We start from the raw sequence: 24,467 nt of genomic DNA on the forward strand, positions 1-24,467 counted from the left end.
CAAACATATGTCTTTTGCAGAAGGAATTATGAGCGCCTGCGACTTCGGTCCCGGCGACACTGAACGCGTTCACCTCATCATGGGCGAATGGCAGGTCATCTCTGACATCGCCCAGAGTGACCTGGTTCTATGGTTCCCCACCGACTACGTTGTTGCCGACGGCAGTTCCCCGGATGCCGTCTCCGGCCCCAGCGAAACCAGTACTTTCCGTGCCTTCGCGCACGTGCGCCCCTCTAACGTCCGAACCCTCTTCCACCACGACATCATCGATCACGACATGGAAGACGGAATCCGCGACGAAGCATACCGCGTCTGGATTGACCAGAACATCAGCACCTACACCGACGAAGGAAGCGGTGAAGGCGTTGGTGCCCGCCCGCGCGTACACGTAACCTTCGTGCCCATCGTGCGCAACAACCGCACCATTGCGTTGCTGACCAGCCACAAGATTGCCACACCCAGTGGCTACCCCTCCATCAGCGACGAGGTCTACGAATATACTGCTGATACCATGCTCTCCATGGTGCACTCCGGCCTGTGGCCCGACCCCCTCGCCCAGGGAAATAACACTCAGGGCAACCCCCGCGTGATCGACGGCATTATTGTGCTTGACCCCTCCGGTCGTGTGGTCGTCGCTTCCCCGAACGCGAACTCCATGTACAACCGCATGGGCATGACCGGCTACCTCGAAAAGCAAAACCTTGCCGACGTCACCCGTGCGATGCTTCCTGCCGGTGAACAGGCGGATGAAACCCTGCAGCTCGTCCTGGCGGGCCGTAGTGACCTGCGCACCGAATTGGTTATTGCTCGTGCCCGCGTGACCATGCGCTCCATCCCGCTGCTGGCACAGAGGCGCGCCCGTATCGAGCGTGAAGGCGCCGTGATTCTTTGCCGTGACGTGACCGAGTTGCGCCGCCGCGAGCTGGAGCTTATGACCAAGGACGCGACCATCCGCGAAATTCACCACCGCGTGAAGAACAACCTGCAGACCGTGTCCGCTCTGCTGCGCCTGCAGTCGCGTCGTATGACCACGGATGAGGCACGTCAGGGCCTGGAGCAGGCGATGCGTCGCGTGGCAACAATCGCTACCGTGCACGAGGCGCTTTCGCAGGGTCTGACTCAGAACGTCGACTTTGACGAGCTGATTGAGCGTCAGTTCCACCTTGCCGCTGAGCTTGCTTCCCCCGGCCAGCACGTGTCTACCAAGCTGATTGGTTCCTTTGGATCTTTGCCGAGCCAGTTCGCTACCCCTCTGGCGCTGGTTATCAACGAGGTTGTCGCGAACGCTGTGGAGCACGGCCTGGACGGTGAGACCGGCACTGTGACCCTCGAGGGTATTCGCGGTACCAACGATGAGGGGGAGAACATCCTCACCGTCGTGATTACTGATGACGGTAAGGGCATGGGCGATAAGAAGATTGAAGAGTCCGGCCCGAACGCCTACCGCCCGGTGACCGGTAAGGAAGGCCTGGGCATGCAGATTGTGCGTACCCTGGTGGCAAGCGAGCTGAACGGCTCAATCCGCTGGGAGGCTAACGAACCGACCGGTACCCGCGTGGTCATCACCGCGGTGCTCGTCTAAGCCCCTTCTCGTATGACATATAGAACTGCCGCCGCCCCGAGTACGGGGTGGTGGCAGTTTGCTGTCTAGATAGGTTCTGTATATGACAAAAGCGTGGTGCAGTGACTTTATATCACTGCACCACGCTTTTGATGCCCTATTGAATACTCCGGAAGTTAGGATGCACGGCGGGCACGAGCTGCGCGACGCTTCATCGCACGACGCTCGTCTTCACTGGTGCCACCCCATACGCCGGAGTCCTGGCCGGTCTCGATGGCCCACTTCAGGCAGACGTCTACAACCTCGCAAGAGCGGCAGACAGTCTTGGCCTCTTCAATTTGCAACAGGGCAGGTCCGGTGTTTCCTACGGGGAAGAACAGCTCCGGATCCTTGTCCAAACAAGCTGCACGACTACGCCAATCCACGGTGGACCTCCTTCATGATTTACGGTCTCACGCGGTGGCAAGACACATCTATTTTCCTGTGTGCGTGTCAAATACATCCGATGATGGGACGCTCACCCAGCGTTAGGGTGAAAATTGACTTATCAACTTTCGCATGTTGGAGCGGATGTGACAAGTACTTTTCTCTAAAAACTTCAGTATTACGCTGAGGCATCTATCACTTAGGCTAACCTTTGTCTAATTGAGAGGATGAGGAATCGCATGCTGACACACAGATTCTGCGTCGCGTCTCATGGGCGAGACTCGGGCGGCTGGGTGAGTGGCACCTCAGGCATAATATAAAGCGGTACCTACCCCTGAAATGCCGCACCGACGACGAGGCGGTGAACCCGAGACGGGGGAGCGCCCACCCGCTAACGCACCAACGCATCGACCAGCACATCGGACCGAGTACACCCCGGTCTGCCGCCGACACTACCCATGAGGAGCCCACCATGACGTCACGCCCGTTCAACGTCATCTATGCATTCGCCCTGACCGAAACCTTCGCAGCATACATTCTGATTCGCGGCATCCTCTACCCCTTTATCGTCAGCGGAATGTCTACCGCTCAGGCGATTGTGGGCGGTGTGCTCCAGGTGCTCATTGCCGCTGGCATGACCTACTTCGGTCTGCGTTTCTACCGCGGCCGCTTCGGATCGCGCCTGCCCATGATCCTGATTACCCTCTGCGCCCTGTGGGTCACCGCAAGTACCCTCGTTATGAACGTGAGTGCTTACGGTCTGAACATTAGCCAGTCCATCACGATTGCGGGTGTTATTGGTGCGGCGGCTGCCTTCGTCTTTGTGCTCATGCCCAGTAGCCGCCGCTATATTGAGGCGGTCACCGAAGCATCGGGCGAAGAAGCAGAGAAGTACAGCCGCCGACGCCGCTAAACCCCTAGCGCCGCTAAACCCTAGACGGCTTGGCTCTAGAATGCTCACTCTAGACCGCTACCGGCACCTTCTGCGTAGCTGTTACAGCCTGTGCAGCCGTGCTCAGCACCAGGGGAACCTGCGCTGCGCACACGGAGGCACCGTCCACCACCACGAGGCGGCCTGCGGGCTGCTCACCCTGCGTGAATCGATCCAGTGGTAGCGCGGTCACGGTGCACATGTCGGCATCCGCCAGGGATGCGGGTGCGAGCAGAAGCGCACGCGAGCATCCCATGAGCGCAGCCAACAGGGGTGAGGAGGCGCGCCTCGGCCAGGGCGTGTAGGCGACCAGCATGGCGCGGAACTCACCGCGACGCTCCAGAAGTAGCTGCTGAACGGCGGGTTGCAGGTACTGCAGATCGTCGACGAGCACGAGCGTGTGCGCGGGGTTTGTCACCGAGTCCAGGAGCGCGCGGGTACGCTCCACGCTCGGCGGCTCACCCGACGCGCCGCCAGAACCCGTGGTGCCGCCAGAACCCGAGGCGCCGCCAGAACCCTCAAGGATGAGGGTATCCAGCTGCGGGTTGAGTTGAGCAATGCTTTCCAGCAGGGTGGTTTTACCCGCCGAACGGGCACCCTGCACCGGAACCACCGCGCCAGCCGGGGCGCTCATCCACACCGGCATCTGCCGGCGGTCAAACGCGACCAACAGCTTAGCGCCCTGCGGATTGCACGCGGCGTGGGCGGCGGTCACGTACTCGGTCGAGGGCATGCGATAGTACTCGGGGAACTGCCTCAGAAGAGTGCCGGGGCGAGTGCTCGACCCGTTAGAAGCGCTCGCGGCGTTACTCTGCAGAACCTGAATCAGCTCCCGGAAACCCGCAACGCAGGGCGAAAGAATCGACGCGCTCAGCGGCTGATCCCCGATTAGCTCCTCATTGATGGAACCTTCCACGCAGTAGTGGCTCTGCGCCGGGGTCGGGTAGTCCTTGCTCGTGGAACGCATCAGGTCGGCGTCCAGGAAGCGGCGGCTCAACAGCGTGGAATGTGCCGCCGCCGCGAAACGACCGCGCGGGTTCAACGCGGAGGTGAACACCACCGAATAGCCGCGACGGCACCCCTGCGAGAGTAGATCGTAGAGCAGGTTCTCCGTATCGGGTTGGCGGACCAGCGCCTCCAGCCAGCTGTCCAGACCGTCCACGACAATGAGCGGGCGGGCGGAAGCCTCGGTGCCCCACAGGTTCGGGACGCGCAGCTCCTCCAGGCAGAAACGCAGATGCGAAAGCTCCTGCGCACCCACGAGCGTCTCAAAGGCACCGGCGTAGGGTTCCAGGTCGCGGTAGAGTGCACCGTCAGAGGTCAGCAGAACAACCGGCGTGCGGGCGGCGAATGCCTGAGCTAAAAGACCGTAAAGCATCGGGGCACGTTCGGCGCTCTGAGCCAGCAGTGCCAGCGCCTGCTGACCCGACCAGCTGATCGGGCGGCGCACGCCGTAGCGGGCAATCTCCAACTCACCCAGTAGGTACCCTGCGGAAGCGGTGCCAGAATTGGCGGGTTCCTGAGAATCTACAACCTGAGAGGTAGCCGCCGGATCAATGCCGTACGCTACCAGTTCGCTCACCGGCGCCTGCACCACTGGCAGCGGGGTGTTCTCGGGAAGCTCCGGCGGAATCGGGCAGTATTCATCCTCAACTGCCGCATTCTTCCGAAGACCCCTCGGCGCGTACTCGCGTTCATAGAGCGCACGAATCTGCTGCGCCGAACGAATCAGCAGCTCATCCTCATTCCCGCCAGCCTTCTGAACAACAGAAGTAGCAGTCAGCTCACGCCAGCCACCCTCCTCAAGACCCAGCACCTGCACCGGACGGGCATCGCTACTCGACGGGACCGCATCCACCAGCGGGGCGCGGAACGGCAGGGAACGACCATCCGGCAGACGCACATACCCGGCCCCCGGATGCGCCGCCGAAATATACGCCGCAGACTCATGCTCCAGCAGGTTATAGGAATCCTGCGCGCTCGCCACACGCAAGCAAATGCTCGTGGCAATATTGGCGCGAATATCCTGCGAAATAGCACCCTGCGGACGTTGAGTCGCCAACACCAGGTGCAGACCCAGCGAGCGACCAATCGTGGCAATGCGCATCAGCTCAGCCATAGCGTCCGGCATGGAATCGATGAGCATGCGGAACTCGTCCACCACGATCAGCAGCTCGGGATAGCGCGGAGTGGTACCCGCCGCCTGGCAGGACGCCAGGTAGTCGCGGTAGGAGTTCACGCCGAGCGCCTGCAGATCCACCTCGCGGCGGTGAATATCTGCGCGCAAAAATTCGAGGGCACGCTCCACCGCGGACACATCAAAATTGCTCAACACGCTGAGCGCATGCGGTAGCTGAGCCAGAGGACCCAAACCAGCCGAGCCCTTGAAGTCCACCAGAATCAGGCCGAGGCGCTCGGGCGGGTAACGTAGCGCAGCGCTGAGCACCAGCGAACGCAACAGCTGCGATTTGCCGGCACCAGTCGTGCCACCGAGCAGCCAGTGTGGGCCGTGCTCAGACAGACCAATATTCAGCGAGCCACCCGAAGAAACACCCAGGTAGCAGCGAATATCGGAGGCGTAACGCTGAGCGGACCAGCGTTGCAGAACGGACTCCACCGCCATGTCATCGGTGCGATTCTTCTGCCGCGCGCTCTGCGCCTGCAGGGAAGAGAATAGATGCGCCGACTGGTGCACCTGAGCCTCACTAAGCGCGCCCTGCTCCTGCTCGCACCCGGCGCGGTACAGGTTCTCAAGAGCGGCACAGAATGCCTCAACGCTGAGCCCATCGGCGTGCTGGCACAGACCCTCACACGCCAGAGGGTGCACCTGGTAGACACCCTCGGTGGGCTGCACCGGCGGCGCCGCGTAACCCTGTGTACGGTAACGGATGCTCTGACGGTGGCTACCCTCACTTGCACACTCAACCCAGGCGGCACCAAAAAGCGCACCGGGTGCATGGGCGGAACTATCACCCTCAGCACTGCCCAGCACGCAGAGCGCCGGGGCGTTCATCTTCTGCTCACGCGGGGAGGCGAACGCGCGGGACGGCGAAGACTCCGCGACCGCCCCAGAGTTCAGCGCGGTCAGCAGGGGAGCGTAGATAGCGCTCGCCTGCAGGGGCATGAGAATCAGCGGCGGAACAGATGCGGAAAGCTCCGACTGCAAGCTACTCTGCAGGGCCTGCAGATACTTCTCATGCTGCACGCCCGGCAGGCAATGCACGCTCACGCCCGGCACCACAGCCAGAGTCTGCAAGAGACTATTGGTGCGCTGCTGATCAGCGCTTTCAGCACCCGCCAGCAGAACGTGCACCGCACCCGGATAGCCCGCCACCAGCTGCACCAGGTAGGCGCGCAGATGTGCCTCCTCCAGCTTCAGGTAGTGCCCGAGAGTCGGGGTGGGTAGCGGCAGATAGTGGGGTGCATCCTGTTTCTCCAGAGTGCCCAGCGGGAGGTTGCGGCCGCGCAGGTAGGGCTGGCGGGGACCGCACCCGAGCACAATAGCCGGGTAGGCGGCATCATGCAGGGCAGAGGTGCCCGAAATCGCCAGGTCGCCTGCGGTCGGCAGGGCGAGGGCACGTTCCTTTTCCTGCTCAGCCGCCTGATGAGTTTGCTGCGATGCGGCACGGTTCTCCGCCCGACCACCAAAGAAATGCAGAAGCATCAGCAGCGAAGACGCCGCAGACATCAGCAGAAGGAACCACATACCGGTCACCAGCGCAATAATCAGACCCACCACAATCGGCAGGCACACGCTCAACAGAATCTGCTTGAGCTTACGCGGCGCGGGAGGATTTACGACTACTGGCTCGAAGGGGTTGCCGGCGTCGCCCAGGGGAGCAAGCGTCTGCGCGAGCTCGCCAGAGGTCGTGGCAGGCGTGCTCGCCTTTTCTACGGTGCGTTCGCCGTCTGCGCTGGGGGAGGTGAGCATGCAGAGCGAGGAGCCGAGGCAGAAAGGTTCGTCCCAGCGCAGGATGCGCGGCTCGGCGCCCTGCGCCTTCATACTGCCATGTGCCTTCTCGCTGCCCTCGCTTGCGGCGGGGCGTTTCTCGATCCAGCGGATGCCGGAGCTATCGGCGTAGAAGCTGCCGTGCACCGGCTTGAGGAAGGGGTCCTGCAGGTGAATGTGGTGCGGCTGTTCTCCTCCACGGGCAGGTAGTGTCGCCCTGCCGAGGCTGGTGCGGCCGCGGCTGATGGGGAAGGTTGCGCCCGCTTCGGGTCCGCGCAGAATGCGCAGGAGGCTGACGGCGGGCGCGCCCGGAGTTTGAGATTCGTTCGGAACGTGGCTGTTTGGCGCAATCGAGGCGCCGGCGGGGTCCTTATCGTGCGCGGGGCGTAGCTGGAACGTCGTTTCCTGTGCCTGAGCGTGCGCGCCGGGCGCAGGGTGCTGCAGGGTGTGGTTGAGTGCCTGCTCTAGAGCCTGCTGGTGTGCGCTACCGGGGCGCAGCTGTATCCCGTTGGGTGCCGCCTCGCCGTCGAGTCGGAGTACGCGGGGGTAGGGGAGCGCGTTGGTTGTGTTGTGGTGGTCGAGAAAGAAGAGAGTCATACCCTCAGAAAACATTAAAAAGCATTAAAGCTCAATAAATTATCTGTAGGTAAACTAATATGTTCGTATTTTTTGAATTTTTCGCCCTATTTTTCAAAAAATTGTGGATAAACCACCTCAATCACCTCTCGCGTGCACCAACGCGCATCCCCAAATATGCCGCAGGGGTGCTTCCTTGTAGCGCGTGAGAGCCATGAAACGCCACCCTCGAACCACCCCCCTGCGCCTACAGCTCTAGGTGGCGGGTAATTACCGCCGCAACTAGGACAGGGTGAATATTTACCCGTAAATAAAATTCCTTCACCATGAGTAGACCGTAAAAATACGCAGAAGAAAGAACTGTCTCAGACCGGCTTGACCTCGGGGTTCGCGAAGAATATTCACACAGAGAAAGAGTGTGCGAACAATAGTCCAAAAGCCCCTAAAAGCACGTCATAAGTATGCGTAGTGCTTGATAAACAGGTATCTTAGATTATGACTATATCCATCACGGGAGGGGCTTTTTGCACCCACCCGTGCGGATTGCGGCGCGACTGAGAACCCTCGGATGTGTCCAATCTGGTAGGTGAATACCGCCCTCTCAGAAGCGGCGGTGCGCCGTGATAATACAGGAGAAAACATTGACCGCTGACCTCGTAGTAGTCGGTTCGGGCCTCTTTGGTCTGACCATCGCAGAACAGGCTGCCACTGAGCTGGGCCTGAAGGTTGCCCTGCTGGACCGCCGTTCCCACATCGGTGGTAACGCATACAGCGAGAAGGAGAAGCAGACCGGTATTGAGGTGCACCGCTACGGTGCGCACCTGTTCCACACCTCCAACGAGCGTGTCTGGGAGTACGTGAACCGTTTCACCGAGTTCACCAACTACGTACACCGCGTGTACACCCGCCACAACGGCATCGTGTACCCCATGCCGATTAACCTGGGCACCATCAACCAGTTCTTCAACGCAGCTTACTCTCCCGCAGAGGCAAAGGCGCTCATCGCTGAGCAGGCTGGCGAGCTGGCTGGCACCGACCCGCAGAACCTGAACGATAAGGGCATCTCCCTGATTGGTCGCCCCTTGTACGAGGCGTTCATCAAGCACTACACCGCTAAGCAGTGGCAGACCCCGCCGGAAGAGCTGCCCGCATCCATCATTTCCCGCCTGCCGGTTCGCTACAACTACGACAACCGCTACTTCAACGACAAGTACGAGGGTCTGCCCGTTGACGGCTACGCAGCATGGCTGGAGCGTATGGCGGCGCACCCGAACATTGAGGTGCACCTGAACACTGACTTCTTCGAGCCCGGTCACCAGTACTCTCGCGAGAACGTCCTGGGTCAGATTCCCGTGGTCTACACCGGCCCGGTTGACCGCTACTTCGACTACGCTGAGGGTGACCTGTCCTGGCGTACCATCGACCTGGAAGAAGAAGTCCTGCCGATTGAGGACTTCCAGGGCTGCTCCGTGATGAACTACCCCGATGCTGATGTTCCCTTCACCCGCATCCACGAGTTCCGTCACTTCCACCCCGAGCGTGACTACACCAAGGACGCAACCGTCATCATGCGCGAGTACTCTCGCTTCGCGAACAAGGGCGACGAGCCGTACTACCCGGTCAACACCTCCGTGGACCGTGAGAAGCTGCTGGCGTACCGCGACCTGGCTAAGGGTGAGAACAACGTGCTGTTCGGTGGCCGCCTGGGTACCTACAAGTACCTGGATATGCACATGGCTATCGGTGCTGCACTGTCCATGTTCGACAACAAGATCCGCCCGCATTTCGCTAACGGTGCGAAGATCGAGTCCGGTGGTGTTGACGCATAACCATGGCTGATAAGACTTTGAAGAACCTGCAGCGGGTTATTTTCCCGAGCGCGGTTGAGACTGACGTCGTGCCCCTGTACGTGGACGCGAGTGTCGCAACCGGCGTTCAGTTGCCCACCCGTATTGACGGCGACGCTTCCACCTCCATTGCGGAGGCGATGAACACCTCCGGTCAGTCTGTATCGAACGCTAGCGCGAACCGTGATGCCGCGAACAGCCTGAACAGCCGCCGCTCCATCACCGTGAACGCGGGCCAGAGCCTGTCTTTCGGTACGTACTTCAATGCGTTCCCCGCTTCGTACTGGCGCCGCTGGACTGACCTGCAGAAGGTCGTGCTGAGCGTTCAGACTCGCGGCGAGGGCATGGTCATTGTGTACAAGTCCAATGGCCGTGGCGTGATCCAGCGCGTGGATGCGAAGCTGCTCTCCGGCGAGGAGACCAACACCTTCACCCTGCCCCTGGCACCGTTCGGTGACGGCGGCTGGTACTGGTTCGACCTGGCTGGCACCGGCGACCTTGAGCTGATTGAAGCGAACTGGCTGGGCGACATTGAGCCCCGCGCAGACGTGAAGGCTGGTCAGGCAACCGTGCAGATTACCACCATGAACAAGGTGGAGTACTGCATCAACAACATTCGTGCTCTGGGTGAGAGCCCCGAGATTTTCGATGCCGTGCACGAGTTCCTGATTGTGGACCAGGGCACCCAGAAGGTGCAGGACCACGAGGACTTCGAAGAGGTCGTCAAGCCCCTCTCCGGTAAGTTCCGTATTATCAACCAGGGCAACCTGGGTGGTTCCGGTGGCTTCTCGCGCGGCATGTTCGAGGCTGTCAACAACGGTTCCGATTACGTGCTGCTACTCGATGACGACGTTATCGTTGAGCCCGAGTCGATCCTGCGTATGGTGACCTTCGCGAACTACTGCAAGGAACCCACCATCGTGGGTGCGCACATGTTCGACATGTTCGACCGTTCGGTCCTGCACGCATTCGGTGAGGTTGTTGACCCGTGGCGTAACTTCTACGCTAAGCCGCACGATGACATGGCGATGGGTCACAACCTGGGTCACCACAACCTGCGTAACACCCCCTGGCTGCACCGCCGCGTGGACGTGGACTACAACGGCTGGTGGATGTGCCTCATCCCGACCACCGTCATCAAGGAAATCGGTCTGTCTCTGCCCCTGTTCCTGAAGTGGGATGACGCTGAGTACGGTCTGCGCGCTAAGGCCGCGGGCTTCGCTACCGTGTCCTTCCCCGGTGCGGGCGTGTGGCACGTGTCCTGGACCGATAAGGATGACTCGGTCGGCTGGCAGGCGTACTACCACGAGCGCAACCGCCTCATTACGGCGCTGCTGCACTCGCCCTTCGATAAGGGTGGCCGCGTGCTGCTGGAGTCCCTGTTCTTGGACGTCAAGCACACCCTGTCCATGCAGTACTACACCGAGGCTGGCCGCCTGATGGCGCTGGAGGATCTGCTCTCCGGCCCCGAGCACCTGCACCCCTCGCTCTCGCAGCGTCTGCCGGTGATTCGTGCGATGGCTAAGGAGTACCCGGAGTCTCAGGTGAAGCCGAACGTGGATGATTTCCCGGCTATCCAGACGAAGAAGCCTCCGTTCCGTGGCCGCCGCGCCTTTGCGTCCCCCGGTTACAAGAAGCTTGCTTCCTGGACCGCGAAGACTGTTGCTCGTCAGCTGCTCAAGCCGGTGAGTGAAGAGGCGAAGGCTCACCCGCAGATTCAGCTGAACTACGGTGAGACCAACTGGTGGACCCTGTCGAAGTTCGATTCGGCTCTGGCGACTAACGCTGAGGGTACCGGTCTGTTCTGGTACCGCCGCGATCCCGAGCAGCTCAAGTCGAAGCTGGCTCAGGCCGCTAAGCTGCACGTTCAGCTGGTGACCGGTTGGGATAAGCTGCGTGAGCAGTACCGTTCGAAGGCTGCTGAGGTTGCCTCCTACGATGCGTGGGCTAAGACCTTCGCTGAGCATACGGATTCTGAGCTGACCCGATGAACGATCTGAAGTCTGTTCCCCTGAAGGCGCCCGGCCGTGGGCGCGGCATCCTGGATGCGGTGAAGAACCGCTACCTGCTTCGACTGCTGGTCGATAAGGAAATCCAGGTCCGCTACCGCGGCTCGGTGCTGGGCATTTTGTGGTCGTACATTAAGCCGGGTGTGCAGTTCCTGGTGTTCTACATTGCCATGGGTATGTTCCTTGGCTTGGAACGCGGTATGCACAACTATGCGGTGTACCTGTTCTCGGGCATGATTGCCATTAACTTCTTCTCGGAGGGTTTTGGTAATGGTGCTCGCGCCATGGTGGTTAACAGCGCGCTGATTCGTAAGATTTACCTGCCGCGTGAGCTGTTCTCGCTGTCGACGGTGTGGGTGGCTCTGGTGCATTTTGTGCCTCAGATTGCTGTGATGCTGCTGGCCTGCTTCTTGGTGGGTTGGTCCCCGACCTTCCTGGCGTTTGGGTCGATTCTGGCGGGCATGCTGATTGTGATGATGCTGTCCTATGGTCTGGGTTTGATTTTCGGTGTGGCGAACGTGTTCTTCCGCGATTCGGAGAACATTGTGGACATGCTGCTGATGGTGGCTACCTGGTTCTCGCCGGTGCTGTACTCCTGGACCATGGTGCGTGACACTCTCTATCCGTGGGTGTTCAACGTGTTCATGCTTAATCCGCTGACCGTTGCGGTGGAGCTGTTCCACTATGGCTTCTGGCATCCGACGCTCCGTCCTGAGGATTTGGCGCTTCCTGCTTCGCAGGTGGTTCCGCATCTTTTCAGCTTCTGGACTCCGATTGCCCTTGGTATTTCTCTGCTGACCGTTTTGATTGGTGATTTGCTCTTCCGTAAGTTTGAGGGCAACTTCGCCCAGGAGCTCTGATTCTGTGGATATTAAGAAGCTTGAGTTCCCGCCGGTGAGCCCGGACGCTCCCGTGGTGATTCACGTGGAGAATTTGGTGAAGCGCTTCGTTCTGCGCCACACCCGTTCGATGAAGGAAGCTTTTGTGTGGCTGATTAAGGGCCGCAAGGGTGATCTTTCGGAGAAGTTCAATGCGCTCAACGGCGTGAGCCTGGACATTCGTCAGGGTGAGCGTGTGGCTCTTCTGGGTCTGAACGGCTCGGGTAAGTCCACGCTGCTGAAGATGATTTCTGGCGTGATGCGCGCCGATGAGGGTGAGGTTCTCACTCGCGGCAATATTGCGGGTCTGATTGAGGTGGGCGCTGGTTTCCACCCGGATCTGACTGGCCGCGATAACGTGTACCTCAACGGCGCGATCTTGGGTATGTCCAAGGAGGAGATTGAGGCTTCCTTCGATTCGATTGTGGATTTCGCTGAGATTCACGACTTTATCGATACCGAGGTGAAGTTCTACTCTTCGGGTATGTACCTGCGTCTGGCATTCTCGGTTGCGGTTCATACGAACCCGGATATCTTCCTGGTGGATGAGATTCTTGCGGTGGGCGATGAGCCGTTCCAGAAGAAGTGTATTGCGAAGATTCAGGAGCTGTGCTCTGCCGGTAAGACTCTTGCCGTGGTGAGCCATGACCTGGATTTGGTGTCTAAGATTTGTGACCGCGGCGTGGTGCTGGAGCACGGTAACCTGCGTTTTGACGGTCCGATTAAGGAAGCTGTGAAGGTGATTCGTGGCGGCGACTAACCGCTAGGTGATTGCTTGTGATGGGGCGTGTATTCCCGTTGGGGGAGTGCACGCCCCTTTGCTGTGCCTGGGAAGGAGCGCCCGAAAGTTGCGCACGGGAAGGAGCGCCCGAAAGCTGTGCCCGGGAAGGTGCTGCTGCTGGGTAGGGTTCTTGCGTTTTACTAGGGGAGGCTGCGGCTTTTAAGACGAAATGTTACGTGTACACCGAGTGCAATATGGCAGTGATTAACGGTGAGCGGTTCGAGGGGTGTACCTGCAACTGTTCTGCAAGTCACAGCTGACTAGGCACTTTGAATTTTAGTGCACGTTGGGTAACGATATGCGCAATTCCAGGCATCAAAAATGCCCAAATACTATACTCGTAAATATTAAGGGGTGTTTTATTACATTTTGATAAATTTGATGCGCTGAGGGTAGGGTGATGGTGGCATTGATGTATCAATGCTTCACCGTATTCCACACAACCACACCACACAGCATCGGATCACTTCAATGGAGAACACCGTACTGGATACCCGGGCGGAGCATCTAACTCTGCTCGAAGAAAATATCCGTGAGGCAATGCGCCACCGCAGCCTGGACCCGCACGAGGACCAGCATGCGGTGCGCGGGCTCATTGACGAGCACCTGAACGATTATGAGCAGCGGCGCGCCCGCATTTCCCTGCCGGATTTGGGTGACCGTGAATCCGTGATTCAGCGCCTGCACGATGAAATCTGCGGCTTCGGCGTGATTCAGCCGTTCCTCGATGATGAGAGCGTTGAAGAAATCTGGATCAACTCTCCCGATGAAATCTTTATCGCCCGCAACGGCGAAAGCGAATTGACCGGTCTGCACCTGAGCGCCGAGGCGATCAATAGCCTGCTGGAGCGCATGCTCAAGCCTTCGGGTCGTCGTGTGGACCTTTCCTCCCCGTTTGTTGATGCGTCCCTGCCGGATGGCTCCCGCCTACACGCGGTGATTCCGGATATTACTCGCAGGCACACGAGCATCAATATCCGTAAGTTCGTGGTGCGTGCCCGCCGCCTGCCCGACCTGGTGCGCATGAACTCGCTGAGTGCCGGCGCGGCGTCCCTACTGCACGCGGCGGTGGAGAGCGGCATGAACATCCTCGTTTCGGGCGCAACCCAGGCGGGTAAGACCACGATGCTGAACTGCCTGTCGGCATCCATTCCTCCGCGTGAGCGCGTGATTACGTGCGAAGAAATCTTTGAGCTCGCGGTTCCGCTACGCGATGTGGTGGGTCTGCAATGCCGCCAGCCGAACCTCGAGGGCACCGGCGCGATTGAGTTGCGCCGCCTGGTCAAGGAGGCTCTGCGTATGCGCCCGGACCGCATCCTTATCGGTGAGGTGCGTGAGGCGGAGTCCCTGGATATGCTCATTGCGCTCAACGCGGGTCTGCCGGGTATGTGCACGATTCACGCGAATTCAGCGCGTGACGCGGTGACCAAGATTTGTACCCTGCCGCTGCTGGCGGGCGAGAATATTTCCTCGGCGTTCGTGGTGCCGACCGTGGCGTCCTGCTTTGACATTGTGGTGCATTGCGGCCGCGATTCGCGCGGTCAGCGCCAGGTCGAAGAGATCAGCATGCTGGGCGGCCGCGTTGAGGACGGCGTGATTGAGATGTCCCCGCTGTTTGTGCGCCGTGACGGTCAGATGATGTGTGTGGCGTTGGAGCTGCCGAACCCGGACCGTTGGATTCGTGCCGGTCACCGCCCCGAGCAGGTGCTGGCTGCGGCGAAGGCGGGTCAGTAATGCCTCTGTTTCTGAGCCTGATTTTGGGGTTGGGCGTCTGCCTGATTTACCTTTCCTGCTTTCCTGATAACGGCAAGCCGCCGAAGCCGAGTAACGACCCGGCGCTGGTCGTGGCGTTGCGTAAGGCGGGCATGCATTCGTTGACGCCTCGCACGTTCATGTGGGTGAGCGTTGCCAGCGGCGTGACTGCCTCGGTGTTGTTGCTGATGGTCACTCAGCTTCTGCCGTTGGGTCTGCTGGGCCTGATTGGTGGTTTTGTGGCGCCTCGCGTGGTCGTGAATCATCGTGCCCGCGCGGCGGATGCCCGTATTTGGCAGCTGTGGCCGGATGCTGTGGACCACCTGCGTTCTGCGATTCGCGCGGGTCTGTCCCTGCCGGAGGCGCTGATTCAGCTCTCGTACCGCGGCCCGGAAGAGCTGCGTGATGCCTTTGCCCATTTCTCGCGTGATTACCGTGCGTCGGGTGAGTTCGTGCAGTCGCTGAACCGTTTGAAGGAGTATCTCTCTGACCCGGTGGCGGACACCATTATTGAGGCGTTGAAAATTGCCCGCGAGGTGGGTGGTTCGGACCTGGGTAAGCTGCTGGGTACGCTGAGTGATTTTCTGCGTGAGAATGCGCGTACCCGTTCGGAGCTTCTGGCGCGTCAGTCGTGGACTGTGAATGCGGCTCGCCTTTCCTGCGTGGCGCCCTGGTTTGTGTTGTGCCTGATGGCGACTCAGCCTGCCGCGCGCATGGTGTATAACTCGTTTGCCGGTGCGATGCTGATGATTGCCGGTGCCGCTATTTCTTTGGCGGCGTATCGTCTGATGCTGCGTATTGGTGAGTTGCCGCGTGAACGGAGGGTTTTCGGATGAATCTGCCTCTGATTTTTGGTCTGCTGCTGGCGACCGGCGTGGGTCTGATTCTCTCATCGGTGCTGAATACTCGCAGTATTTCGTTCTCTGATCGTGTGGCGTCGCAGCTGCGCGGTGAGACTCTACGTGAGTCGCTTTTGAAGGAGCAGGAGCGCCGCGAGCCGAGCCTGTTGGAGGCGATTTCGGCGTTCTGCGCGCCGCTTCTGCGTTCGCTGTCTTCGTCGTTGAGTGGCTCGTCGCTGAGCGATAGTTCGGTGCAGGAGCGTCTGCGTCGTGCTGGCTCTTCGCAGAGTGTGAGCGCGTTTCGTGCTGAGCAGCTGCTGTGGGCTCTTGCCGGTGTGACCGTCATGAGTGCGCTGACCGTCATTGGCGTGGTGCAGGAGCGTTTCTCCATCCTGGTGGCTCTTGTGCTGGTGCTGGTGAGCGGTTTGAGCGGCTTTCTGGCGCGTGACTGGTGGCTGGGTGAGGCGGTGACTAAGCGTGAGAAGCAGCTGGTTGCTGAGTTCCCGGCGCTGGCGGAGATGATGGCTCTGTCGGTGACAGCGGGCGAGTCGGCGCTGGCGGCCCTGGAGCGTATCTGTTTGACCTCTCGCGGCGAGTTGGCTCGTGAGTTTTCTGAGATTTTGGCGCAGACCCGCACCGGTGTTTCGCTGCTGAGCGCGCTGCAGGAGTTTGCGGAGCGTACTCGCGTTCCGGCGTTGAGCCGCTTCGTTGAGGGTATTGCTGTTGCGATTGAGCGCGGTACCCCTCTGGCTGATGTGTTGCGTGCGCAGGCTCAGGATGTGCGCGATAACGCTAAGCGTGAGCTGATGGAAACAGCCGGTAAGAAGGAGATTGCGATGCTCGCCCCGGTGGTGTTTTTTATCCTGCCGCTGACGGTGATTTTTGCGGTCTTCCCGGGCTTGTCGCTCATGCGTTTGAACTTTTAGATTTTGCGGCGGGTACACACCGTACCGGCTGCACCGCGGTGGGCTGGGCTGATTGCCCGGCGCGCCGCACCAACCACACACTACACCCTTTGATTGAAGGAGAAAATCATGTTCCGTCGTTTCCGCACCACCCTCACCGTGCTGATTGCCCTGGCTATCGCATCCGTGCTGGCTCTGCGCCTGAAGAACAAGCAGGATGACCCCGAGCGCGGTGACGTGCCCGGCTGGGTCATGATCACCATGATGAGCGCCGTGCTGGTTGCCGCTATCTTGGCGATTGCTCAGCCCGCTCTGACCAAGATGTTCAACGATGCGATTGCTCTGGTTCACCAGTAATGCGTAAGCCCCGCATCGCTTCTGAGCTGACTGCCGCTGAGCTATCCTCCGCGGAATATTCTGTGGAGGAGAGCGAGCGCGGTGATGCCAGCACGGAATTCGTCATGGTCGGTGCGCTGTTGGTGTTGCTGACTATGGCGATTCTGCAGGTTTCTTTCGCCCTGTATGCACGAACCATGTTGGTGGATGCTGCGGCGGCTGGGGCACGTTACGGTACGATGCGTGACCGCACTCCGCAGGAGGGCATGGAGCGTACCCGTCAGATGATTGAGGGGGTTCTTCCGTCTTCGTATGCTGAGAATATTTCGTACCGTCAGAGTAGTGATTCTACGGGTGTGCGCACTTTGGAGGTGACGGTGAAGTCGCCGTTGCCGGTGCTGGGCCCGTGGGGTTTTCCGGATTCTATTGAGGTGAAGGGGCATGCGATTTATGCGGAGCATCGTTCCGGTGATTAGTGGCTTTTCGCTTCGGCAGCGGGTGAAGGAACGCCTGAAGAGCCGCTCTGATCGGCCTCTTTCTAACCAGCACACCCCTGAAGAGGGTAGCGCCATTGTGGAGTTCCTGGGTTTGGGCATTACCTTGCTCATCCCGGTGCTCTACGGCATTCTGACGATTTTTAGCTTGCAGTCTTCGGTGATGGCGGCTCATGCGGCGAGCGCCCAGGTGGTGCTGTATGTGCAGGAGCAGCCGCAGGACTCGTCGGTTGGCCCGGATTTGGCTCAGCGTCTGGCGGTGCATGCTGCCGCGGATTACGGGGTTGAGCCCTCCGATGTGAGCGTGTCGTTGAGCTGTGCGTCGGGGGAATGCGTCTCGGGTACAAAGGCGTACGCCACGGTGACGGTTCAGGCGCGTCTTCCGCTTCTGCCTTCGTTTATGGGTGGCGGCGTGATTCCGGTGAGTTCTCATGCGACGAGTTGGGGGTCTGGTCATGCTGATTCCTAATGGTTTGCTGGCTCGTGCCAACATGAAGATTCGAGCCCGTGCGCAGAGCCGGGCGCTCGCCGCTGACCCGATCGCCTCAGACCGCCTCGCCGCTGACCCGGTCGCCTCAGACCCGGAAGAGGGCAGCATTGCCCCGCTGATTGTGGGCATGCTGGCGTTGCTTTTGCTCATCGGTTCGGTGACGGTGGCGATTACGGGTGCGTATCTGCAGACTCAGCATCTGCAGGATATGGCGGATGCTCAGGCGAACTCGATTACCCGCACGATGCGCACTCCTGATGAAGCGAGTGGTTCGGCGGCGTGGGAGTACGCGAGTGCGTACCTGGCTGAGGTTCAGCCGGGGCAGGATTTTCAGGCGTTGCGTCTGGAGAACGTGTCCGTGGATTCTGATCACAGTGTGCACGTGTACCTGTCGGCTCGTATTCGTCCGCCGCTGCTGTCGATTCTGGTGCCTGATGGTATTGAGGTAACCGCTCACGGTTCGTCGCGTTTGAAGACGAGCCAGGGCCCGTCCACCGATTAGAGACGTTTGAGCCCCATAGACTGCGAGGGCGCATCCGCAAGGTAGTGTAACGGCTAGCGGATGTGCCCTCGTTTTATGCCTTTTTATGTCTTCGTTGCGCGGCTTCTGCCCTCTGTATGCCCCATCCTTCTGCGCTGTGGGCTGTTGCGGACTGTAACGGCGGGACTTTCTGGCAGTTTCGCGATAGTGTTAAAAGCTATGGCATCCTTCGACTTTTCTGCTGAGATTAAAGAGCTTCGCGCGATTTTCACCTCTATTGCTGCTGTGAGCGATATTGAGGGGATTGAGCGCGCCATTGAGGACCTGTCTGCGCAGGCTGCCGCGCCCGATTTGTGGGATGACGTGGAGAACGCGCAGAAGGTGACGAGTGCACTGTCGTATAAGCAGTCAGAGCTGAACCGTTTGCGTTCGCTGTCTTCTCGCATTGATGATGTTGAGGTGATGGTGGAGCTTGCCGAAGCGGAGGATGAGGAGACTGCCGCCGAGCTGCTCGCTGATGCTGAGCGTGAGTGCGGTGAGATCCGCGCCAAGCTGGAAGAGCTAGAGGTGCTGGTGCTGCTGTCGGGTGAGTACGATCAGCGTGAGGCTGTGGTGACGATCCGTTCGGGCGCCGGTGGTGTGGACGCCGCTGACTTTGCGGAGATGCTGCTGCGCATGTACCTGCGTTGGGCGGAGAAGAACGGCTACCCGACGAAGGTTCTGGACACCTCCTACGCTGAGGAGGCGGGCTTGAAGTCGGTGACCTTCGAGGTGAACGCACCGTATGCTTTTGGTCGCCTGTCGGTGGAGGCGGGTACTCACCGCCTGGTGCGTATTTCGCCGTTCGATAATCAGGGCCGCCGCCAGACCTCGTTCGCGGCGGTTGAGGTGATTCCTCTGATTGAGCAGACGGATGCTATTGAGATTCCCGAGTCTGAGATTAAGGTGGATGTGTTCCGCTCCTCGGGCCCGGGTGGTCAGTCGGTGAATACGACGGATTCGGCGGTGCGTATGACTCACTTGCCGACCGGTATTGTGGTGTCGATGCAGAATGAGAAGTCGCAGTTGCAGAACCGTGCGGCGGCTTTGCGTGTGCTGCAGTCTCGCCTGTTGCTGTTGCGTAAGGAGCAGGAGGACGCGAAGAAGAAGGAGCTTGCCGGTGATATTAAGGCAAGCTGGGGCGATCAGATGCGCTCCTATGTTCTGCATCCGTACCAGATGGTGAAGGATCTGCGTACCGGCTATGAGGAGGGTAATACCTCTAATGTTTTGGATGGCGGTTTGAACGCCTTTATTGATGCTGGTATTCGCTGGCGTGCTTCGGGGCGCGCGGCTGAAGAGAGCTAAGACGTATAAGGATTGAGTGATGGCTCAGAAAAAGAAGAAAGACGCGAAGAAGGACCCGAATAACGCGATTATTGCCCAGAATAAGAAGGCTCGCCACAACTACAACATTGTGGATACCTATGAGGCGGGTATTGTTCTGCTGGGTACTGAGGTGAAGTCTCTGCGTGATGGTGGGGCGTCCATTGTGGATGGTTTCTGCCAGGTGACCGATAACGAGATGTGGCTCGAGGGTATTCATATTGCGGAGTACGGTTACGGTACGTGGACGAACCATGCGGCTCGTCGTCGCCGTAAGCTACTGCTGCATCGTTCTGAGATTAATAAGCTGGCGCAGAAGCTGAAGGAGACCGGTTACACGGTGGTTCCGTTGAAGATGTACTTCTCGAATGGTCGTGCGAAGGTTGAGATTGCTTTGGCGACCGGTAAGCGTGAGTATGATAAGCGTCAGGCTTTGCGTGAGCGTCAGGATGACCTGGAGGCGCGCCGCGCGATGCGTTACCGCAACCTCGGCTAGGGCTGAGGCAACGGCGGGATGCACCGCTGGTTCGGTGACTGCCTGTAGGGGCGGGGCGCGGTTCCTCGCGTATAATGGTTGAAAATTCGCGGTGTACCGCGAGCACCATACGTTTTTGAGGAGACACATGTCTGAGAACCCGAACTACCAGCAGAACCCGGGCGAGTTCATCCCCGCACCGCAGCAGGCACCCGCATACAACATGCAGGGCGGCTACCCCGGCTACCAGCCGACTCCGAGCTCGGCTCTGGCGATTGCTTCGCTGATTCTGGGTATTATTGGTCTGCTGTCTGGCTGGCTGATTTTCGGTGGCGTGCTGGGCCTGGTCGGCGTGATTCTGGGTATTGTTGCCCTGGTGAAGGTGAAGAACGGTACCGCATCCGGTAAGGGCATGGCGATTGGTGGTATTGTCACCGGCGCGCTGGGCATGATTGTTGCTGTTGTTGTGCTGATTCTGGGCTTGATTGGCATGGGCATGCTCAGCGACTGCGCTGAGAACGCTGTGCAGGATTCGAATGGTAACTATGTGTGCACCATTCACGGTGAAACCATGACGATGAGCCCCGATGAGTACAAGATGTACCGCCGTTAAATCGCATTGAGTCTTTGAAGCTTGAGGGACCGAATAGTGTTGAACTATTCGGTCCCTTGCTCTTTTTCTGCGCTGATTCTGCCCGATTGATGGATTCTGGGGGATGATTCTGGAATCTTGGACTTCACAGATGACCCAAATGACGGCTTATTTATATAATGGAACCGAACTCAGCGCGCAATGGTGCGTTGGGCGAGTATAAATTGTTCGCTGCAACTGTGAAGGAAAGAACGACGGATGTCTGAGAATAACTACGGAAACAACCAGGGGAACGCACAGAACCCCTACGCTGCTCAGCAGCCTAATTCTTCCGCCCAGAGCTCGTACGGTCAGGATTACGGCCAGGCTCCTTCGGCACAGAATACCTACGGCCAGGATTACGGTCAGAGCGCATCCGCTCAGAACACCTACGGCCAGGCACAGCAGCAGAACGCTACTCCGCAGAACTCGACCCAGCAGAACCAGTACGGTCAGTTCGGTGCGCAGCCCTCTTCGCAGAATGCTTACGGTCAGAACGTTGCTCAGGGCACCTCCGCCCAGGGCGCTGCGGCTCAGGGCGCTTCGGCTCAGAACACTTACGGCCAGCAGCAGTACGGCTACGGTCAGGACGCTTCCTACCAGGCGCAGCCTGCTCAGCAGAACCAGTACGGTTACGGCCAGGACGCCTCCTACCAGGCACAGCCCGCTGACTACAACTACCAGCAGAACTCTTACCAGCAGCAGCCCCAGCAGGATGCTTACGGTTACGGCCAGCCCGCGGGTTACCCGTATGCGGCTCCCGTGACGAAGAAGGCTCCCGGCATGGCGCTGGCGGCGATGATTCTCGGTATTGCGGCTGTGCTGACCGGTTTCTTCGTGTTTGGCGCTCTGCTGGGTATTGCCGCAATCATTCTGGGTGTGCTGTCCCTGAAGAAGACTAAGGAAGTTGGCGCGGGTAAGGCATTCGCGCTGACCGGTATTATCACCGGTGCGGTGTCTGTCCTGATTTCGATTTGTATGCTTTTCGTATTCATTTCTTTCTATCAGACCACTCAGAAGTGCCTTGAGGTTGGTACCGAGGACGGTCACGGTAACGTGATCTGCCAGATTGGTGACAACCCGAACAACCGCATGACTGTTTCTGCGCGCCACTAAGGTTTGACCGCCTAATTTTGGCTACCCAGTGCGGTACGCGAACGGGGTGAGGATCCCAGATATTCTGGGGCGCCTCACCCCGTTTTCTGTGCCCGTGATTTTCTGCACTCGCCGTGTTTTTTGGTGCGAGCGGCGGCGGATGTTTCGGTGGCGGAGGCGCGCTAGCACTCTTCTCTGGTAGCGTTCTCTGTCAGCGAGAGCGCTGCGCGTGCGTGGGTAGGGGACTTGCACGCCGTTAAACATCTTAGATATACTGAATCTCTACCGTGTTTGAATGGCACCGCGGCATCAAGGTATGTCGAGGAAAACTTTCAGAAGACGGTGGGCTTTTTGATAAAAGCATAGGGGGATGATCGGTTTCGACGATGTGAGTTGAGATGGGTGAAGCGTGCCGAGGATGCAGGGTTATCTCGTTAACGCCCTCTGCAAAAAATTAAGTGCAGAATCTAAGCGCACTGACTTCGCACTCGCTGCCTAAGCGCGAGTTGCCGTCTGTCGGCCTGAGTATGCCTTTGGCTCAGTTACCGGCATCGACTTAAAAGGCCACTGCTGCTAGCCCTTGTTGCGGGGGTTAGCGGGACTTTTACGTGACTAGGTTCGTCGGTATATGTGTTTATGCAAGTACCGGAGCCGAAAAGTAGCGTTCGCATAAACTGCGCACGGAGAAGCCCCGTTGACGCCACATCGGACCGGGGTTCGATTCCCCGCATCTCCACGATCTCCCAACCGCCCGCTCACCTTCACGGTTTTGCGGCGGTGATTATCGGTTCCAATCCAGAGGAAGAACCGCGGTAGGTTTCTACCACCCGGCAGGACGCCCCACGGCGTCACCTGCCGGGTATTTTTATGCCCAATTGTCAGTCTGTATTGCTGGTTCATTCTGGGGTGTACCGGCGTGCTCGTGGGTTGGGCGTCAAAAAGTTTGGGCTAACGTCAAAAAGTATGGGCTGGCGTCGAAAGGTTTAGACGGACAACATCTTCATCCGCACCGACCCTGCCGGGACCATCAAACCCTACAAAGAAAAATCCACCGAGAAGATCGACGGCGTGGTGGCCACCATCATGGGCCTCGACCGCGCGATTAGATGCGGCAGCGGACCCGACACTGAGAGCGTGCATGACAGAAGAAGCATATTTTTCATGTAATGTAAATTTACGTGTTACATCTGGCGAGACTCTCTGATAGACTGCTGAGTAGTGATGTAAGATACATCACTATGTGACGTGGGAATGCAATCACAACCGCAATTTCTGCTTGGAATCGGGGGTTAGCTGCTTCCACGATTGCAAGAGCTTTAGGGCCAGCATTCGTTGGTGGTTTTGGAAAAGCCATTGGAGGTCCGGCACTAATTGCCTTTGCGCTAGCTGTTGCAGCAGTGTCCTGCACTCTTTAATCTGGGAGAGGTCCAATGCGTACGAAGAATATATTTACACTAGGATTTTTTCTCACTATTGTTCCGGTGTTCTGGGTGATTATCTCATTTGCCAGAGACGGGGAGTTCTTTAATCCAGTATCAATTCTAAGTGCAATTTTAGGAGGTCTTTTGGTCACTTTTGCAGCCAGAAGGACGCTTGAGAGTGATTCAAAGTTCCCTAAGGGACCTAGCAAGTAAAACATCGCTTAGAAGTTTCTAAGAGGAGGAACCGCGCTAGGTTTCTACCACCCGGCAGGACGCCCCACGGTGTCACCTGCCGGGTATTTTTATGCCCAATTTCGGTGTCACTCGGGGCGTGCCTGCGTGCTTGGAGGGTGCTCAGGTGACCGCATTGTAATGAGAACGTCATCAGAGAAGACGAAAACGCACCCTATGCCGTAGTATCGAAGGGTAGATATCGTTGTTCGGTGTCGGCTGTTCATTCAACCTCATCGGCAACGTACGAGAGCAACCCAAAAGTCGCTTATAGGCGCACCACCGCTACGATGCGGTAGCTACTATGACGACCACTCAAGGACACACCATGGAAAACCAGATTCCCGCCCCCTCCTTCCCGGAGCAGAGCAACGCAAACTCCCCGCAGCCGGTACCTGCAGGCGTAGCACCCGGCGCTCCCCTCGGCGCCGCACCCGGTGGCCCCGCCCTGGGCGTGGCACCCGCTAACGTGCGCGACCGCGACGACAGCTACCAGCGCATCCCGGACATCTACCGGGTACCTGCTGAATACCGCCGCCCCTACGGCGAGACCACCGGCGACTTCCGCGGCCCCGGCTACTTCTACTCCATCGGCGCGTTTGGCGCCTCCCTGGGCGCCCTGGCACTGACCCTCTACGCGTGGGTTCAGGTCGCGGCACTCCACTCTGAAGCAACGCTCAACTCCCGCGGTTACAGCTCCTCTGCGTATAGCTCCGGTCTGAGCCCCAACATCATGGTGATTGCTCTGCTGCTCGTGGGCCTGATTCCGGTCGGCGTTTCCATCTGGCTTGCCATCTACTCGGCGAAGGTGAACGCCGGTCACACCACCAAGTACACCTCGAAGATGACGACCTTCAACATCCTGGCGTACATCATCTCGGGTCTGAGCCTGCTGGGTCTGCTCGGCACCCTCACGATGCTGTCCTAAAACTGGCAACGCTTGCTCTCATAGCGATACACAGCGAGGCGGCGGCTTTCCACTTACCGGAAAGCC

20 protein-coding genes and 1 other RNA gene are annotated in these 24,467 nt (G+C 58.9%); 19 read left to right on the forward strand and 2 right to left on the reverse strand.

The features are described 5' to 3' along the window. The first annotated feature begins 7 nt into the window (after positions 1 to 7). Positions 8 to 1,582: a sensor histidine kinase gene (locus HMPREF2845_RS08745; protein ID WP_070634486.1), complete on the forward strand. Its 1,575-nt coding sequence runs from the start codon at positions 8 to 10 to the stop codon at positions 1,580 to 1,582. A 155-nt stretch (positions 1,583 to 1,737) separates the two neighbouring features. On the opposite strand, the gene HMPREF2845_RS08750 is transcribed toward HMPREF2845_RS08745, so the two are convergent. Beyond that, positions 1,738 to 1,986, reverse strand: coding sequence for a WhiB family transcriptional regulator (locus tag HMPREF2845_RS08750; protein WP_005505386.1), 249 nt, complete (start codon positions 1,984 to 1,986; stop codon positions 1,738 to 1,740). Between the two features lie 473 nt (positions 1,987 to 2,459). Between HMPREF2845_RS08750 and HMPREF2845_RS08755 the strand changes: the two genes are divergently transcribed. After that, complete coding sequence (locus tag HMPREF2845_RS08755; RefSeq protein ID WP_070634487.1) at positions 2,460 to 2,900, forward strand: alpha-N-acetylglucosamine transferase; 441 nt, start codon at positions 2,460 to 2,462, stop codon at positions 2,898 to 2,900. 49 nt (positions 2,901 to 2,949) lie between these two features. Here the strand turns inward: HMPREF2845_RS08755 and HMPREF2845_RS08760 are convergent, their stop codons facing one another. Then, the gene (locus HMPREF2845_RS08760; RefSeq protein ID WP_246824659.1) at positions 2,950 to 7,464 is read right to left on the reverse strand and encodes an FtsK/SpoIIIE domain-containing protein; all 4,515 of its coding nucleotides are present in this window, start codon (positions 7,462 to 7,464) and stop codon (positions 2,950 to 2,952) included. A 620-nt stretch (positions 7,465 to 8,084) separates the two neighbouring features. Here HMPREF2845_RS08760 and glf point away from each other — a divergent pair. The 17 genes from glf to HMPREF2845_RS08845 all read left to right on the forward strand — a co-directional run bounded on the left by glf (position 8,085) and on the right by HMPREF2845_RS08845 (position 24,401). Continuing rightward, on the forward strand, positions 8,085 to 9,272 hold the full coding sequence (glf, locus tag HMPREF2845_RS08765; RefSeq protein WP_005508581.1) for a UDP-galactopyranose mutase: 1,188 nt from the start codon (positions 8,085 to 8,087) through the stop codon (positions 9,270 to 9,272). Positions 9,273 to 9,274: 2 nt separating this feature from the next. Next, complete coding sequence (locus HMPREF2845_RS08770; RefSeq protein ID WP_070634489.1) at positions 9,275 to 11,281, forward strand: glycosyltransferase; 2,007 nt, start codon at positions 9,275 to 9,277, stop codon at positions 11,279 to 11,281. Beyond that, positions 11,278 to 12,159 (forward strand): ABC transporter permease, encoded by an 882-nt coding sequence (locus HMPREF2845_RS08775; RefSeq protein ID WP_012903227.1) that lies wholly within the window; start codon positions 11,278 to 11,280, stop codon positions 12,157 to 12,159. Before HMPREF2845_RS08770 ends, HMPREF2845_RS08775 begins: the two co-directional genes overlap by 4 nt. Positions 12,160 to 12,163: 4 nt before the next feature. Further along, on the forward strand, positions 12,164 to 12,937 hold the full coding sequence (locus HMPREF2845_RS08780; RefSeq protein ID WP_044150294.1) for an ABC transporter ATP-binding protein: 774 nt from the start codon (positions 12,164 to 12,166) through the stop codon (positions 12,935 to 12,937). 492 nt (positions 12,938 to 13,429) lie between these two features. Then, the gene (locus HMPREF2845_RS08785; RefSeq protein WP_070634490.1) at positions 13,430 to 14,692 is read left to right on the forward strand and encodes a TadA family conjugal transfer-associated ATPase; all 1,263 of its coding nucleotides are present in this window, start codon (positions 13,430 to 13,432) and stop codon (positions 14,690 to 14,692) included. Then, on the forward strand, positions 14,692 to 15,546 hold the full coding sequence (locus tag HMPREF2845_RS08790; RefSeq protein WP_070634491.1) for a type II secretion system F family protein: 855 nt from the start codon (positions 14,692 to 14,694) through the stop codon (positions 15,544 to 15,546). The genes HMPREF2845_RS08785 and HMPREF2845_RS08790 overlap by 1 nt, the downstream gene beginning before the upstream one ends. Beyond that, the gene (locus HMPREF2845_RS08795; RefSeq protein ID WP_049345773.1) at positions 15,543 to 16,475 is read left to right on the forward strand and encodes a type II secretion system F family protein; all 933 of its coding nucleotides are present in this window, start codon (positions 15,543 to 15,545) and stop codon (positions 16,473 to 16,475) included. Before HMPREF2845_RS08790 ends, HMPREF2845_RS08795 begins: the two co-directional genes overlap by 4 nt. 108 nt (positions 16,476 to 16,583) lie before the next feature. After that, on the forward strand, positions 16,584 to 16,811 hold the full coding sequence (locus HMPREF2845_RS08800) for a hypothetical protein (RefSeq protein WP_005505403.1): 228 nt from the start codon (positions 16,584 to 16,586) through the stop codon (positions 16,809 to 16,811). Beyond that, the gene (locus HMPREF2845_RS08805) at positions 16,811 to 17,266 is read left to right on the forward strand and encodes a TadE family protein (RefSeq protein ID WP_049344011.1); all 456 of its coding nucleotides are present in this window, start codon (positions 16,811 to 16,813) and stop codon (positions 17,264 to 17,266) included. The genes HMPREF2845_RS08800 and HMPREF2845_RS08805 overlap by 1 nt, the downstream gene beginning before the upstream one ends. Then, positions 17,232 to 17,753, forward strand: a complete 522-nt coding sequence (locus tag HMPREF2845_RS08810) for a pilus assembly protein TadE (protein ID WP_083294477.1) — start codon at positions 17,232 to 17,234, stop codon at positions 17,751 to 17,753. The genes HMPREF2845_RS08805 and HMPREF2845_RS08810 overlap by 35 nt, the downstream gene beginning before the upstream one ends. After that, positions 17,716 to 18,276: a pilus assembly protein TadG-related protein gene (locus HMPREF2845_RS08815; RefSeq protein WP_083308755.1), complete on the forward strand. Its 561-nt coding sequence runs from the start codon at positions 17,716 to 17,718 to the stop codon at positions 18,274 to 18,276. Before HMPREF2845_RS08810 ends, HMPREF2845_RS08815 begins: the two co-directional genes overlap by 38 nt. A gap of 198 nt (positions 18,277 to 18,474) precedes the next feature. Further along, positions 18,475 to 19,602, forward strand: coding sequence for a peptide chain release factor 2 (prfB, locus tag HMPREF2845_RS08820; RefSeq protein WP_049327697.1), 1,128 nt, complete (start codon positions 18,475 to 18,477; stop codon positions 19,600 to 19,602). Between the two features lie 19 nt (positions 19,603 to 19,621). Beyond that, entirely contained in the window at positions 19,622 to 20,116 is a 495-nt protein-coding gene (smpB, locus tag HMPREF2845_RS08825) for an SsrA-binding protein SmpB (RefSeq protein ID WP_070634492.1), read from the forward strand. A gap of 127 nt (positions 20,117 to 20,243) precedes the next feature. Then, a complete protein-coding gene (locus HMPREF2845_RS08830) occupies positions 20,244 to 20,708 on the forward strand; it encodes a DUF4190 domain-containing protein (RefSeq protein WP_070634493.1) in 465 nt (154 codons plus the stop codon). 237 nt (positions 20,709 to 20,945) lie between these two features. Continuing rightward, the gene (locus tag HMPREF2845_RS08835) at positions 20,946 to 21,842 is read left to right on the forward strand and encodes a DUF4190 domain-containing protein (protein ID WP_070634494.1); all 897 of its coding nucleotides are present in this window, start codon (positions 20,946 to 20,948) and stop codon (positions 21,840 to 21,842) included. Between the two features lie 345 nt (positions 21,843 to 22,187). Continuing rightward, positions 22,188 to 22,560: a transfer-messenger RNA gene (gene ssrA, locus HMPREF2845_RS08840) on the forward strand. Between the two features lie 1,241 nt (positions 22,561 to 23,801). Then, entirely contained in the window at positions 23,802 to 24,401 is a 600-nt protein-coding gene (locus HMPREF2845_RS08845; RefSeq protein ID WP_070543750.1) for a hypothetical protein, read from the forward strand. Positions 24,402 to 24,467 lie beyond the last annotated feature (66 nt).

The organism is Rothia sp. HMSC065B04, assembly GCF_001812285.1.
Lineage (GTDB): Bacteria > Actinomycetota > Actinomycetes > Actinomycetales > Micrococcaceae > Rothia > Rothia mucilaginosa.

Excerpts from the sequence above, each read along its gene's own strand:
- HMPREF2845_RS08745 (WP_070634486.1), top strand. The coding sequence starts at position 8 with ATGTCTTTTGCAGAAGGAATTATGAGCGCCTGCGACTTCGGTCCCGGC.
- HMPREF2845_RS08755 (WP_070634487.1), top strand. The coding sequence starts at position 2,460 with ATGACGTCACGCCCGTTCAACGTCATCTATGCATTCGCCCTGACCGAA.
- HMPREF2845_RS08760 (WP_246824659.1), bottom strand. The coding sequence starts at position 7,464 with ATGACTCTCTTCTTTCTCGACCACCACAACACAACCAACGCGCTCCCC.
- HMPREF2845_RS08770 (WP_070634489.1), top strand. The coding sequence starts at position 9,275 with ATGGCTGATAAGACTTTGAAGAACCTGCAGCGGGTTATTTTCCCGAGC.
- HMPREF2845_RS08775 (WP_012903227.1), top strand. The coding sequence starts at position 11,278 with ATGAACGATCTGAAGTCTGTTCCCCTGAAGGCGCCCGGCCGTGGGCGC.
- HMPREF2845_RS08785 (WP_070634490.1), top strand. The coding sequence starts at position 13,430 with ATGGAGAACACCGTACTGGATACCCGGGCGGAGCATCTAACTCTGCTC.
- HMPREF2845_RS08790 (WP_070634491.1), top strand. The coding sequence starts at position 14,692 with ATGCCTCTGTTTCTGAGCCTGATTTTGGGGTTGGGCGTCTGCCTGATT.
- HMPREF2845_RS08795 (WP_049345773.1), top strand. The coding sequence starts at position 15,543 with ATGAATCTGCCTCTGATTTTTGGTCTGCTGCTGGCGACCGGCGTGGGT.
- HMPREF2845_RS08800 (WP_005505403.1), top strand. The coding sequence starts at position 16,584 with ATGTTCCGTCGTTTCCGCACCACCCTCACCGTGCTGATTGCCCTGGCT.
- HMPREF2845_RS08805 (WP_049344011.1), top strand. The coding sequence starts at position 16,811 with ATGCGTAAGCCCCGCATCGCTTCTGAGCTGACTGCCGCTGAGCTATCC.
- HMPREF2845_RS08810 (WP_083294477.1), top strand. The coding sequence starts at position 17,232 with ATGCGATTTATGCGGAGCATCGTTCCGGTGATTAGTGGCTTTTCGCTT.
- HMPREF2845_RS08815 (WP_083308755.1), top strand. The coding sequence starts at position 17,716 with ATGCGACGAGTTGGGGGTCTGGTCATGCTGATTCCTAATGGTTTGCTG.
- prfB (WP_049327697.1), top strand. The coding sequence starts at position 18,475 with ATGGCATCCTTCGACTTTTCTGCTGAGATTAAAGAGCTTCGCGCGATT.
- smpB (WP_070634492.1), top strand. The coding sequence starts at position 19,622 with ATGGCTCAGAAAAAGAAGAAAGACGCGAAGAAGGACCCGAATAACGCG.
- HMPREF2845_RS08830 (WP_070634493.1), top strand. The coding sequence starts at position 20,244 with ATGTCTGAGAACCCGAACTACCAGCAGAACCCGGGCGAGTTCATCCCC.
- HMPREF2845_RS08835 (WP_070634494.1), top strand. The coding sequence starts at position 20,946 with ATGTCTGAGAATAACTACGGAAACAACCAGGGGAACGCACAGAACCCC.
- HMPREF2845_RS08845 (WP_070543750.1), top strand. The coding sequence starts at position 23,802 with ATGGAAAACCAGATTCCCGCCCCCTCCTTCCCGGAGCAGAGCAACGCA.